Origin of the sequence: Mesorhizobium amorphae CCNWGS0123 (assembly GCF_001686985.1) — a bacterium.
GTDB lineage: Bacteria > Pseudomonadota > Alphaproteobacteria > Rhizobiales > Rhizobiaceae > Mesorhizobium > Mesorhizobium amorphae.
The window spans coordinates 3381987-3395144 of the sequence record NZ_CP015318.1 but is presented as its reverse complement, the minus strand read 5'-3'; the positions used below and the strand labels follow the sequence as shown (position 1 = coordinate 3395144).

Annotated in this window: 13 protein-coding genes; 8 read left to right on the top strand and 5 right to left on the bottom strand. The window is 64.4% G+C overall.

The window, feature by feature from the left end; all coding sequences use genetic code 11:
- Nucleotides 1-72 precede the first annotated feature (72 nt).
- The 4 genes from A6B35_RS15950 to A6B35_RS15935 form a co-directional block, all read right to left on the bottom strand.
- Nucleotides 73-1011, bottom strand: coding sequence for a bifunctional helix-turn-helix transcriptional regulator/GNAT family N-acetyltransferase (locus A6B35_RS15950; protein ID WP_006203056.1), 939 nt, complete (start codon nucleotides 1009-1011; stop codon nucleotides 73-75).
- Between the two features lie 178 nt (nucleotides 1012-1189).
- Nucleotides 1190-2323: an alanine racemase gene (locus A6B35_RS15945; RefSeq protein WP_006203055.1), complete on the bottom strand. Its 1134-nt coding sequence runs from the start codon at nucleotides 2321-2323 to the stop codon at nucleotides 1190-1192.
- Nucleotides 2320-3600, bottom strand: a complete 1281-nt coding sequence (locus A6B35_RS15940; RefSeq protein WP_006203054.1) for a D-arabinono-1,4-lactone oxidase — start codon at nucleotides 3598-3600, stop codon at nucleotides 2320-2322. Before A6B35_RS15940 ends, A6B35_RS15945 begins: the two co-directional genes overlap by 4 nt.
- A 68-nt stretch (nucleotides 3601-3668) precedes the next feature.
- On the bottom strand, nucleotides 3669-4853 hold the full coding sequence (locus tag A6B35_RS15935) for an MFS transporter (RefSeq protein ID WP_006203053.1): 1185 nt from the start codon (nucleotides 4851-4853) through the stop codon (nucleotides 3669-3671).
- Between the two features lie 145 nt (nucleotides 4854-4998).
- On the opposite strand from A6B35_RS15935, the gene A6B35_RS15930 reads away from it, so the two are divergent.
- Entirely contained in the window at nucleotides 4999-5607 is a 609-nt protein-coding gene (locus A6B35_RS15930; protein WP_006203052.1) for a TetR/AcrR family transcriptional regulator, read from the top strand.
- A 6-nt stretch (nucleotides 5608-5613) separates the two neighbouring features.
- On the opposite strand, the gene A6B35_RS15925 is transcribed toward A6B35_RS15930, so the two are convergent.
- Complete coding sequence (locus A6B35_RS15925; protein WP_006203051.1) at nucleotides 5614-6510, bottom strand: LysR family transcriptional regulator; 897 nt, start codon at nucleotides 6508-6510, stop codon at nucleotides 5614-5616.
- 92 nt (nucleotides 6511-6602) lie between these two features.
- Here A6B35_RS15925 and A6B35_RS15920 point away from each other — a divergent pair, with 92 nt between their 5' ends.
- The 7 genes from A6B35_RS15920 to A6B35_RS15895 all read left to right on the top strand — a co-directional run bounded on the left by A6B35_RS15920 (nucleotide 6603) and on the right by A6B35_RS15895 (nucleotide 13130).
- Complete coding sequence (locus A6B35_RS15920) at nucleotides 6603-7382, top strand: SDR family NAD(P)-dependent oxidoreductase (protein WP_006203050.1); 780 nt, start codon at nucleotides 6603-6605, stop codon at nucleotides 7380-7382.
- Nucleotides 7383-7687: 305 nt separating this feature from the next.
- Nucleotides 7688-7984, top strand: a complete 297-nt coding sequence (gene groES, locus A6B35_RS15915) for a co-chaperone GroES (RefSeq protein WP_006203049.1) — start codon at nucleotides 7688-7690, stop codon at nucleotides 7982-7984.
- Nucleotides 7985-8046: 62 nt separating this feature from the next.
- Nucleotides 8047-9702: a chaperonin GroEL gene (groL, locus tag A6B35_RS15910; protein WP_006203047.1), complete on the top strand. Its 1656-nt coding sequence runs from the start codon at nucleotides 8047-8049 to the stop codon at nucleotides 9700-9702.
- Nucleotides 9703-10013: 311 nt separating this feature from the next.
- Nucleotides 10014-10295 (top strand): pilus assembly protein TadG-related protein, encoded by a 282-nt coding sequence (locus A6B35_RS36615; RefSeq protein WP_006203046.1) that lies wholly within the window; start codon nucleotides 10014-10016, stop codon nucleotides 10293-10295.
- On the top strand, nucleotides 10292-12085 hold the full coding sequence (locus tag A6B35_RS15905; protein ID WP_244425949.1) for a hypothetical protein: 1794 nt from the start codon (nucleotides 10292-10294) through the stop codon (nucleotides 12083-12085). Before A6B35_RS36615 ends, A6B35_RS15905 begins: the two co-directional genes overlap by 4 nt.
- A complete protein-coding gene (locus A6B35_RS15900) occupies nucleotides 12085-12693 on the top strand; it encodes a TadE/TadG family type IV pilus assembly protein (protein ID WP_006203044.1) in 609 nt (202 codons plus the stop codon). Before A6B35_RS15905 ends, A6B35_RS15900 begins: the two co-directional genes overlap by 1 nt.
- Entirely contained in the window at nucleotides 12690-13130 is a 441-nt protein-coding gene (locus tag A6B35_RS15895; protein ID WP_006203043.1) for a TadE/TadG family type IV pilus assembly protein, read from the top strand. Before A6B35_RS15900 ends, A6B35_RS15895 begins: the two co-directional genes overlap by 4 nt.
- Nucleotides 13131-13158: the final 28 nt, after the last annotated feature.

The window sequence follows — 13158 nt, the reverse complement described above, 5'->3', positions numbered from 1 at the left end:
CCGATCAATCGACAACGATTTGTCGATTGAAGCGACGAACGCCCGAAGCCATAGCGAAGGGCCGGGCCAACTCTACAATTCCAGGTTCCAGTTCTGGCCGACCAGATCCTTGCCGAAGGAATGGTGGCGCTCTTCCTCGGCGAGCTTGAAGCCCACCGCCTCGTAGATGCGGCGCGCCGAGACCAGGATGTCGTTGGTCCAAAGCGTCAGCGTCTTGTAGCCCCTGGCGCGGGCAAAGCTCACGCATTCATCGACCAGTCGCTTGCCAATCCCCAGCCCGCGCGCCGAAGGCTCGACATAGAGCAGGCGAAGCTTCGCCACCTCGTCCGACTTGCGCACGACAAAGACCGAGCCGACCACCTCGCCTTCCCGCTCGGCGATCCAGCTGCGCTCCCATTTCGGGTCGAAGGATTTGACGAAGGCGGCGAGGATCTCGGCGACCAATGCCTCATAGGTTTCGTCCCAGCCATAGTCCTGCGTATAGATCATGCCCTGGCGTCTGACGATCCAGCCTATATCGCCGACCTGCATCGGCCGCAGCATATAGGGAATTTTGGGCTCGGCACCGTCGCCGCCCAGCAGGCGCTGCACCGTCTGCATGGCCTTGACCAGCCTATCCTGGTCCGATGCCGGCAGCCGATCGAGCAAGGCCGCAACCTGGTCGTGCGAATCCCGGTTGAGCGGCGCGAAGGCCTGCCGCCCGGCCGGCGTCAGCGCGATCGAAGAACGCCGCGCATCGGCTTCGGTGGCGGCGCGCTCGACCAGGCCGCGCTCCTCGAATTTCTTCAACAGCCGGCTGAGATAGCCTGGGTCGAGCGCAAGGTCGCGGACAAGGTCGGTGGCGGTCAGGCCGTCGCGATGCGCCAGTTCGTAGAGCACCCGCGCCTCGGTCAGCGAGAAGGCGCTTTTCAAGAGCCCTTCGTCGAGCAGCCCGATCTGGCGGGTGTAGAAGCGATTGAAGGCCCGCACCGCGCCGATGCGTTCCTTGCCGGGGTGGTCGTGGATGGTCATTGCGCCTTCTCCTGTCCTGGACAGGATCACGCATTTAGTTGACTGAGTCAAATAAACACGAGGAAGCCATCACAACCTTGGTCATCCCAGGCAGAGCGAAGCGACGTCGCGGAGACCCTGGGATGACGAAGGTTGTGATGGCTTTTGCCGGTCGCAAGTGCCGAGAGGCGGCGCCCCCTCACCCCATCGGCAAAGCCGACCAGCGATCGACAATCTTGCCGCCGGAAAGCACCGCGATCGAGCCGAAATGCTGCAGCACGGCCTCGCTCTGCGTCGGCCGCAGGAAAGCATAGTCGCCGGGCTTGACCATGGCACTGGCGGGCAGACCCATGAACTGCTGGTTGGAGGACAGGCCCATCAGACCGTTTACCTTCATGCCAGCGGGAAACACTGGCTCGGCCATCCATTTGCCGCCATAGAGATAGCAGCCCTTGCGCGGGAACAGGCCGAGCGTCTGCAATATCCGGGACAGTGCCGCCGGGCCGGGCAGCACCGGGTCGACCGCCTTCAGGATCGGCGTCGCGATGAAGGCGGCCGGCTCGAAGCCGGCGAGCCCCGGCTTATCGAAATCGCTGGGCAGCACGAAGGCGGAGCCTATCGACACTTCATTTGCCACCCCGCCATTGTGCAGGAGCGCCGTCTTCGAGCCGCCGATGTTGAGGATGCGGCGCTGGTCCTCGCCGAGGCAATCGGCGAACTCTTCGGCCAGCGCCGAGGCCTTTTCCAACGCGCCGGCCTGGCCGCCGAAGAGGCCGGGAATCTCGGGCGCATGCGCCTCGTAGGCCATGATGCCCTCACAGCGCAGTAGCTCGGGAATCGAGAGCGCCTTCAGCGCCTCAGGACTGGTAAAGCCGCCGCGGTGCAGACCGACATCGACCTCGAAGGCGAAGCGCAGTTCGATGCCGAGCTCGGCCGCCAGCGCGCCGTACTCGGCCAGCCGCTCCTTCGTGTCGATCAGCCAGCAGACGCGCGACCAGCCAGCGCCACCTTTCGTCAGCATGGCTCTCGCCGCGCCCACCGGCATCGGCTTGCCATAGAGCATGTCGGCATCCGGAAAGGCGTCGAGCACGGCCTGCGTGACCGGCGGATGAAAGGTCATGAAGCGATGCGTGCCGAGCGCCCTGGCGATGCGCGACAGCAACGGCATGCAAGCGAGCGATTTGTCGACCAGCCGCACGGCAAGGCCGGGGTCCAGTCGCTCCTTCACCAGGGCGATGTTGCGGTCCAGCCTGTCGCGGTCGAGCAGCAGGCACGGCTGGAAAATGCCGGCCTCCTTCAGCGCATCCGACAGCGCGGCGAAATAGGCGCTCATGTCTCGATACCGAACAGGCCCGCCATATAGGGCGAGACGAAGCGATTTTGCGGATCGATGTCGCGGCGCACTGCCATCGCCTCGTCCCAGCGCGGATAGAGCTTCTTGAAATCCGCCGCCTTCAGGCTGTGCATCTTGCCCCAATGCGGCCTGCCGCCATATTTGCGGAAAATCGGCTCGGCCGCGCGCATGAATGGCAACGGATCGTTCGCGGCATCCTGGTGGATGGCGATCGAGCAGGTGGGCCTTTTGTAGAAGGGTGACAGCCAGAATTCGTCTGCTGCCACCGAGCGCACCTCCATCGGGAAATAGACTTCCGGAAAGCGCTTCTCGGTCAGTTCGATGATTTCGGCCAGCGCCTTCGGCCCTTCCTCGAAGGGCAGATGATATTCCATCTCGTTGAACCGGGTTTGCCGGTCGCTGGCATAGACGTTGAGCCAGTCCTGCACGTAGTCCTCGGCCGGCAGTTTGGCGATGGCGCCCAGGATCAGCCGGCGGCGCAGCGACGGCAGCCAGCGGAGTGCGGTGCGCAGCCGTCGTAGCGTCCGCAGCCCTGCCTCGTCGTCCTCGGTCGGCCGCGGTGTCGTCGCTGCATCGCTCAGATCGCTGGCGATGAACTGCGCATAGCCGGAAAACGGAATGTAGTAGAACTCGGCCGAGCGATGCGCGCGCATCATCGTCTCGAAGTCGCGCAACATGGCGGCGATCGGCAGCACCCATTTGCGGCGGCGCAGCCGATAGGTCGCAATGTTGTTCACTGTCACTTCGGTGAAGATGCCGAAGGCGCCGAGCGCGACACCGATGGCGTGGATCATCTCCGGATCCGCTGCCTTGGTGAATTCGCGCAATTTGCCAAGTCCGTCGACGAATTGCACCGTCTCCAGCTGCGTGTGATAGGCGCCGAGCTTCGGTCCCGAGCCATGGGTGGCGGTGCCGAGCGCGCCGCCGATCGCCTGGCGGTCGATGTCGCCCATGTTGGGCAGGCCCTGGCCGATGCCTTGCAGCAGGTGCATCAGCGGGCCGAGCCTGGTCCCTGCCCGCACCCGCGCCTGATGTCTTGCCGCATCATGCGACACAAGCCCTTCGATCTTCTCCAGCGAGACGATCGTGCCTTCGGACTTCACCAGCGGGGTGAAGGAATGGCCAGCACCGACGACACGCAGCGGGCCGGGCGCGGTGCGCACCAGTTCGGCGAGCTCATTCGTGTCGGCCGGGGTGGCGATCAGTTTCGGCTCGGCGCGGACGAAGCCGGACCAGTTGCTCCAACTGTTCGACATGGCTCCTCCTCCTCAGGCTTTTTGTTGGAGCATGATCTCTTCCGAAAACCGGCTTCCACGTTTCGGGATCATGCTGCGACGCGGCGCCGCCGCGACACGAGGACGAACAGGCCGAGCAGTACCACGCTGGCAAGCGCGCTGGCGGCGGCGAATTCCGGCACCGGGCGAAAATCCTTGCCGTCGATGAGCAGCGATGCCGCGATCGGGCCGATGGCCAGGCCGAAGAGCTGTGCGGCCGGCACCAAAAGCACGGCCGTGCGCGTCTCGTCCGCGGTGATCGCCAGGCGGATCTGGTAGGGCACGATGAACAGCAGGATAAAACCCATGACCAGTGCCGCGATCCAGAAGGTCGTCAGGCCCGGTCCGCCGGCGAGCACCAGCGAGCTGACCAAAGCGGCTGCCCCGATCGCAGCGATCGCAAGGCGATAATCGATGCGCGCCTCGAACATGGTCGCCGTCATCGCGCCCAGAACCTGAACCGCGAGGCTGGCCGAGACGATCAGGCCGACGGTGCGCCCATCGATGCCGTACTGCGCGCCAAGCGGCTCCAGGAAAGCCCAGACCGCACCGAAGAACATGAAGTAGCAGAAGACCGACAGGAGCGCGGTCATCGAAGGGAGCGTCAGCACATTGGCCAGGTTCTCTTCCTTGGGCAGGTCGGCATAGTCGCCCGGCACCTTCCAGGCGATCACCAGCGACGCCAGGCAAACCAGGGCCAGCGCAATGAAGCCGCCGGCCGACCCGGCAGCCGGGATCACATAGAGGGCGAGCCCCAGCGCCAGCGCGCATTGCATGAGCGTCTGGATGGTGACGAAATAGCCGCCGATGCGTTCGGCCCGCCGTGAACGGGCGATAAGCTCGGTGGCGACCGCCACCAGGCCGCCCTCGGCGAGCCCGGCCGCGGCGCGTGCGGCGATCAGTGAATTCGGGCTGACGGCATAGGCCGCCCACCAATTGGCCAGCGCCAGCAGGATCAGCAGGACGGCGCTCTTCCAGCGCATGTTGCGCGCCGCAAGCAGCATCGCCACGATTGCCGAGCCAATGGCAATGGCGATCATCTCCGCCGTCGCGACGAGGGCAAGTTCATCGCCGCTGACATGGCCCTCGGTGTAGAGGGCGCCGAGCAGCACCGGCTGGAGGCCGAGGATGAGCAGGCCGACCGAACCGATCCACAGGGCCGAGGCAAGCTCGGCGCCGGTCGGATTGCCGACCAGCCAATCGCCATTCCCCTGATGTCCGGCATTCGATGCCAAAGGTGCCTCCCCCAACGTCCTTGCCGCACGGTGAAAAAACTGACAATCTGTCAGCATTTCTGGAAACTGATAGTTAATCATGTTTCTTGTCAACCTGAAATTCGGACCTGTCGCGAAAGGTCGGTGCATGGTGGAAGCAAGGGGAATGGCGACCAGGCCCCGGCGCCTGCCCAAGCAGGAGCGCAGCCGCGAGCGCATCGACGCCATCCTGTCGACGACCATGCGGCTGATCGGCGAGAAGGGCATCGACGCCGTCACGATGAAGGAAGTGGGCGCGCTGGCCGGGGGGCCGATCGCCACCGTCTATCACTATTTTCCCAACAAGTCGGCGATCCTGGCGATGCTCTACGAGCGCTTCTCCGAGGTCAGCCGCGCCCGCTTCGGCGCGATCATCGCGGAGATCCGTGGGCTGGACGACGTGACGGCGGCGGCCGATCGCCTGCTCGACGACTATTATGAGCGTGTTGCCGAAGACCCCGCCATCCAGGACCTGCAGAATGCGATCCAGGCCGACAAGGCGCTGCAGAATCTCGACATCGCCGAGACAAGGCAGCAGGCGAGGATGTTCTGCGACCATGTCGGCCCGCTCATCGATCCGGAAAAGCGCGAGCAGTTCGGGCGCGTGGTCTTCCTGATCTTCCAGCTTGCCGGCGGGGTGGTGCGGCTGGCGCTGACGCAGGACGAGGAGGAAGGCCGGCGGACAATCGACGACTACCGGTCGATCATTCACGCGCAGCTGCGGTTGTTTCTTTGATCGACCTCAGGGATCCAGCTTCGGCGCCAAGATCTCGACCAGCCAGTCGACGAACACCCTGACCCGCGGCGACAGCTGCCGGCTGCGCGGATAGAGAACCGAGATGGGCGTCGCTGTCGGCGGATAGTCGCTCAGCACCTCGACCAGCCTGCCCGCGGCAAGATCCTCGGCGAAACGAAGCCGCGGTGCCTGGTAGAGACCGAAGCCGAGCCGCACCAGAGTGGCGCTGGTGTCGGAATTGGCCACCGTGACCAGCGACGGCAGCACGACCTCTCGGACCTTGCCGTCGACCATGAACTCCAGCGGCATTACCTGTCCGGTGCGCGAGGAGACGAAGCCGATCATCACGTGCCCGGCAAGATCGTCGGGATCGCGCGGCACGCCGTGGCGCTCGAGATAGGCCGGGCTGGCGACGGTGATCTCGCGCGCAGTGCCCAGCCGGCGCACGATCATGTCGCTGTCGGGAAGCGTGCCGGAACGGATGACGCAATCGACGCCTTCGCGCACCAGATCCACCAGACGATCCCCCTCGCCGATGTGCACCGTCAGACCGGGATGGCGGGCGAGCAGCGCCGGCAGTTCCGGCAGGATGAAGGTACGCGCCATGTGGCCGTTGACGTCGATGCGCAGCCGTCCGCTAACCTCGTTGGCGGCAAAGCTGCCTTCGGCATCCTCGATGTCGGCCAGGATGCCGGTGCAGCGCTGATAATAGGCCTCGCCGTCGAGTGTCGTGGTGACGTGGCGGGTGGTGCGCCGCAGGAGTTGCACGCCCAGCCGTTCCTCGAGTTGCTTGATCGCGGAGGTCGCGCTGGAGCGCGGCAGGCCGAGATCGGCTGCGGCGGCCGTGAAACTGCGCCGCTCCACGACGCGGGTGAAGAGGCGCATGCTATCGAGCTTGTCCATTTTCGATTGTTCGTCTTTTGTGAATAGAGAAGGCAATTCTTGCCTGATTATATCCACCAGTCGGGAGAATAAATAGACGCCATCGCAAATCGATGGAGACGACCATGACCAAGACCAATCGCCCGATAGCCCTGATCACCGGCGGCAGCCGTGGATTGGGACGCAACACCGCGCTCAGCCTTGCCCGCAAGGGCGTCGACATGGTGATCACCTACCGCTCCCGCGCGGATGAGGCCCAGGCGGCTATTGCGGAGATCGAGGCGGCGGGCGGCCGCGCCGCGGCGCTGCAACTCGATACGGGCGCTGTCGTGACCTTCCCGGCCTTTGTAGAGGCGTTGAAGCGGACGCTGCGCGAAACCTGGCAGCGTGACCGGTTCGACTTCCTCGTCAACAATGCCGGCACCGGCCTGCGCAAGACCATCGCCGAGACGACCGAAGATGAATTCGACGCGCTGGTGAACATCCACCTCAAGGGCGTTTTCTTCCTCACCCAGGCGCTGCTGCCTCTGGTCGCGGATGGCGGGCGCATCATCAATGTATCGAGCGGACTGGCGCGCTTCTCGGTTCCAGGCTCGGCCGCCTATGCGATGATGAAGGGCGGCATCGAGGTGTTCACGCGCTATCTCGCCAAGGAACTCGGCGCCCGCCGCATAACCGCCAACACCGTGGCCCCCGGCGCGATCGCGACCGACTTCAATGGCGGCCATGTGCGCGACGACGCCGAGATCAACCGCATGGTGGCTGGCGTCACCGCACTCGGCCGCGCCGGCGTGCCCGACGATATCGGTCCGATGATCGCCTCGCTGCTATCGGAGGACAATCGCTGGGTCAACGCCCAACGCATCGAGGCGTCGGGCGGCATGAATATCTAGTCAGAACGCCTCATCTTCCCACGCCCGCTGTTCCCGCCAATCCTGGCGGCGCAGCGGGCGTATTTCGTGGTCGAAGCCAACGGCAATCGGCGCATTCCAAAACTGGGCGATTGCTCAAACATAATTTCGCGCGATTACGCCCTCTCGCGCGCCTTGACTCTCGCCAGCCAGCAGCCTATTTCACCGGCACGTTAGCACTCGCCATTGGTGAGTGCTAACCAAGGGTCCGGCGCTGCCGGGCTTGGTTTGTCCGGCTCCGCCGGACGGAGGAACAGTTCTCACCGTTCTCATTCGAGGAAGAAAAAATGGCAAAGTCGAAGTTCCGCCCGCTTCATGACCGCGTGGTCGTTCGCCGGGTTGAATCCGAATCCAAGACCGCCGGCGGGATCATCATCCCGGATACGGCGAAGGAAAAGCCGCAGGAAGGCGAGATCATCGCTGTCGGTTCCGGCGCCCGCGACGAAGCCGGCAAGCTCGTCCCCCTGGACGTCAAGGCTGGCGACCGCATCCTGTTCGGCAAGTGGTCGGGCACCGAAGTCAAGCTCAATGGCGAAGACCTTCTGATCATGAAGGAATCCGACATCATGGGCATCATCGGCTGAATATCGGCCTCACCGTCATCTAAATCTGCGGGCTCGATCAAAGCCCCTGCCAGGAGCTAAACATGGCTGCCAAAGAAGTAAAATTCTCCCGTGATGCCCGTGAGCGCATGCTGCGCGGCGTCAACATCCTCGCCGACGCGGTGAAGGTCACGCTCGGCCCGAAGGGCCGCAACGTCGTCATCGACAAGTCGTTCGGCGCCCCGCGCATCACCAAGGACGGCGTCACCGTCGCCAAGGAAATCGAGCTTGAGGACAAGTTCGAGAACATGGGCGCGCAGATGGTCCGCGAAGTTGCTTCGAAGACCAACGACATCGCCGGCGATGGCACCACGACCGCGACCGTTCTGGCGCAGTCGATCGTCCAGGAAGGCCACAAGGCGGTTGCCGCCGGCATGAACCCGATGGACCTGAAGCGCGGCATCGACCTCGCCGTGACCGAAGTCGTCGTGGCGCTCGGCAAGGCCGCCAAGAAGATCAAGACCTCCGAGGAAGTCGCCCAGGTCGGCACGATCTCGGCCAATGGCGACGAGTCGGTCGGCGCGATGATCGCGGAAGCGATGCAGAAGGTCGGCAACGAGGGCGTCATCACGGTCGAGGAAGCCAAGACCGCCGAGACCGAACTCGAAGTCGTCGAAGGCATGCAGTTCGACCGGGGCTACCTGTCGCCCTACTTCGTCACCAACGCCGACAAGATGGTTGCCGATCTCGAGGACGCCTACATCCTGCTCCACGAGAAGAAGCTCTCCAACCTGCAGGCCATGCTGCCGGTCCTCGAGGCCGTCGTGCAGACCTCGAAGCCGCTGCTCATCATCTCGGAAGACGTCGAAGGCGAGGCCCTGGCCACGCTGGTCGTCAACAAGCTGCGTGGCGGCCTGAAGATCGCCGCCGTCAAGGCGCCGGGCTTCGGTGATCGCCGCAAGGCCATGCTGGAAGACATCGCCATCCTCACCGGTGGCCAGGTCATCTCGGAAGACCTCGGCATCAAGCTCGAGAACGTCGGCCTCAACATGCTCGGCCGCGCCAAGAAGGTGTCGATCTCCAAGGAGAACACCACCATCGTCGACGGCGCCGGCAAGAAGGCCGAGATCCAGGGCCGCGTCGCCCAGATCAAGCAGCAGATCGAGGAGACCACCTCGGACTACGACAAGGAGAAGCTGCAGGAACGTCTCGCGAAGCTCGCGGGCGGCGTTGCGGTGATCCGCGTCGGCGGTGCGACGGAAGTCGAAGTCAAGGAAAAGAAGGACCGCGTCGATGACGCCCTCAACGCGACCCGCGCGGCCGTGGAAGAAGGCATTGTCGCTGGCGGTGGCGTGGCCCTACTGCGCGCCTCGGCCAACCTCAAGGCCACCGGCGCCAACTCCGACCAGGCTGCCGGCATCAACATCGTGCGTCGCGCGCTGCAGGCTCCGGCCCGCCAGATCGCGGCCAACGCCGGTGCGGAAGCTTCGATCGTTGCCGGCAAGATCCTCGACAACAAGGGCGCGACCTTCGGCTACAACGCCCAGACCGGCGAATATGGCGACATGATCGCCATGGGCATCGTCGATCCGGTCAAGGTCGTTCGCACGGCTCTGCAGGATGCGGCCTCGGTCGCCGGCCTGCTGGTCACCACCGAAGCCATGATCGCGGAGGCTCCGAAGAAGGAGTCGGCTGGCGGCGGCATGCCTGGCGGCATGGGCGGCGGCGGCATGGGCGGCATGGGCGGCATGGACTTCTAATCCAGCCAAACTCGCTAGGCTTACGGAAAGGGCGGCAGCGATGCCGCCCTTTTTTCATGGCCCATTGGCTCTGCTGCACGGGCCGACACTGAGCGCGCGACCATGCGCGCTTAGCCGGAAAACCTGTCACTGCCGGCCTTAGCCGGGGCGGCCGCTTCCGGCTGACTTTTCCCAGGCAATTCGCCAACAAAATCATCAGTTTCGATCAATTGATGGTGAATTTGTCGGACAATATTTTTTAACACATTCAAGGCTACTAAAAGACAGGGCACGACAGGTTGCTCGAAAGTGTAGCGTTGCTCAGGTTGGCCATGATGACGATTTTCCGGCGATTTTCGCGTAGCCGCGACGGCAATGTCCTCATCACCTCGGCGCTGGTGTTGCCGTTGCTCATCGGCATGGCGGCGCTGGTCACGGAATATGGCGGGGCCCTGGTCGAGCGGGCCAACAACCAGCGCATCGCCGATCTTTCGGCCTATGCCGGCGCGCTTGCCTACAACGCGACAAGTTCGACCGACCAGATGACGCGACGGCCGTCAAGGTGGCTGTCCTCAATGGCGTCCCCGCGGCCGACGTCCAGGCTGCCCTGGTGACCTCGCCCAAAACCAGCGGAATGAAGGCCGTTTCGGTAACGATCCGCACCGAGAAGGAGTTGCTGCTGGCGCGCGTGCTGAACGATCGCCAGCAATTGCAGATCTATGCCGGCTCCGTCGCCGAAGTCGGCGCGCAGGCACAGACGCCCGGCTGCATGCTGGCGCTGGACGGCACCCAGACCGGCATCACACTCTCCGGCGGCACCAAGATCACCGCGCCCAAATGCACGGTGTCGTCGAACAACACGGTGACGGTGCCCTGCGGCACGACGATCTCGGCCATAGGCGTCAACTACAATTCCGCAGCGGCTCCAACCCAGCCCTGCAGCGGCATCAGCGGGCCGAACGGCACGGCGGCAGTGATCGCCAAGAAATCCACCGCCGATCCGCTGGCCGGCAACACCGCCGTCACGGCCGCCGTCGCCCGCATCGCCACGGTGGCCGGGCTTTCGAAGACGACGGCGCCGACTGCACCGACCAGCGTAACGGGCACGAGCATCGCCTTCGCCTACAATGCGAATTCCACGCAAAACCAGGCGATTGCGCTCGGGTGCACGGCCTCCTACAGCGACAGCACATGGACGCTGAATTGCGGCAACAAGACTACGGTCAACATCGGCAACATCACCATCGGCGGCGGCATCAATCTCAACTTCGCCACCAGCGGAGCGGCAACGACCGTCTACAACATCTCCGGCGACGTCACGACCAGCGCCACCACCAAGTTCGGCCCCGGGATCTACAATTTCGCCAAGACGCTGACCACGGCGGGAACCACGACGTTCGGCGCCGGCACCTACAATTTCGGCAAGCAGGTGACCACTGCCGGAACCACGACCTTCGGCGCCGGCACCTTCAACTTCGCCAAGGGGTTGACGACCGGCGGCGGCGCGACCACGATTTTCGGCGCCGGCACCTTCAAGATCGGCATCAGCGACAGTACCTGCAGCAGCACGGCGAAGGTCTCGCTGTGCAACACCAGCACACTGACCTTCGGCGGGCCGAGCACCTTCGAACTGCCGGGCGGCTTCATCAATACCGGCGGCGCGACGCTGACCTTCGGTTCCGGAACATCCAACAGCTACAAGGTCGGCCCCGGCAGCAATGGCGATGCCATCACGCTCGGCGGCGGCTCGAAGACCGTCATGGCTGACGCCAGCAGCTCGGGCGTGTTCCAGGTCGTCGGTAATGTGAATGGCGGTGGCGGCGGCAGTTGCTTCGTCATTCCGGCCACCGCGCAGCACGATATCCAGGGAAATTTCATCGCCTCGGGCGCAATCCTGCTCGGCGCCGGCGTCTATACGGTGGACGGCTATTTTGCGCTGGGCGGCAGCGGCGGCGGCAGCGCCAGCTGCGGCGGCAGCACGATCAGCGTCAGCGGCACCGACGTGACGCTGGTGCTGTCGGGCAAGGCCAAGTCGAGCTCGGGAAGCTGCAGCGGCTATGTCTTCTGCGTGGCGGCCGGCTACAGCAACATCGTGCTCACCGCGCCGCAGACCGGCACCACCGCAAAGCTCGCCGTGATCGGACCGACGTCGACCTCGATCACCGCCGGCGCCACCTTCGCCGAAGGTGGCTCCAACGCACAGATCTCCGGCGCCTTCTATTTTCCCTACGGCCCGATCATCATGAACGGCGGCTCCAGCGTGCTGGGCTCGACGACGGACACGACCAAGTGCTTGCAGATGATCGGTTCGCGCATCACGCTGTCGGGCGGCACCACCGCTGCGTCAGAATGCATCGCCGCTTCCGGCGCCAGCGCCAGCAGCAAAGTGAGCCTGGTCCAGTGATGACGATTTCCCGTTTCCATCGCCGCCTGGCGCGCGCCCTGACAAGCTCGGCGCCAGCACGCTTCCTCCGTCGCGAGACGTCGGGCGTCTCGGCAGTCGAGTTCGCGCTGGTCAGCCCTGTGCTGATCCTCATCCTGGCTGGAACGGTCGATATCGGCGCTTCGCTGAAGGCGAAGTTCGACCTGAGTTCGGCGATCTCGGCCGGTTCCAACTATGCCCTGCTCGGCTCCGACAAGGTCAATTCCACTGGCGGCAGCGGGCTCGCCGCCAACATCACGGCCGTAGTGGCCAGCGGCCTCGGCACCTCCGGCGGCACTGTCCAGGTCGTCGTCAACAATGGCGCGACGATCAGCTACAACGCCAGCACCGCCAAGGCGACCCAGAGCGGCACCGCATCCAATGCCGACCTCTGCTATTGTCCGACCGGCTCGGGCGGCAGCGTGACCTGGGGTTCGTCGGTGACCTGCAGCACCGTCTGCGCCAATGGCGGCGTCTCGGGAAAGTTCGTGGCGATCAGCGCGAGCAGGCCGTTTGCGCCGCTGTTCGGCGGCCTTGGCATCGTGACCGGCGGCAACATCACCGTCCACGCCATGGTGCAGCCGCAATGAGGCGGCTGGCTTCATTCGTCAGGGACAAGTCCGGCGCCAACGCGGTCGAGTTCGCGCTGCTATCGGTGCCGCTGCTGATGGTACTGCTGGGAACGATTGAATTCGGCCGCATGTACTGGGCCCAGCACGTGCTGCAGGACATGGCGAACGCGGGCGCACGTTGCGTCGGCGTGCTGCAAAGCGGATGCGCGAAAGACGGCGTCTACAACGCCGCCAATGCGATCAGCTACATCAGCGGCATGGCCGCGACCGACGGCATCGTGCTGACCGGTTCCAACATCACCATCAACAACAACACCAACTGTTCGGGCCTGTCCGGCTTCACGATGGTGCAGATCTCCTACACGTTCCCCACCGTGCTGCCGAATTTCCTGACTGCGCTGGCCAATGGTCCGGCCCTCAGCGCCCAGGCCTGCTTTCCCAACCAGGGGACTTAGGGCCTCGAATCACGAGACCGTTCTAACC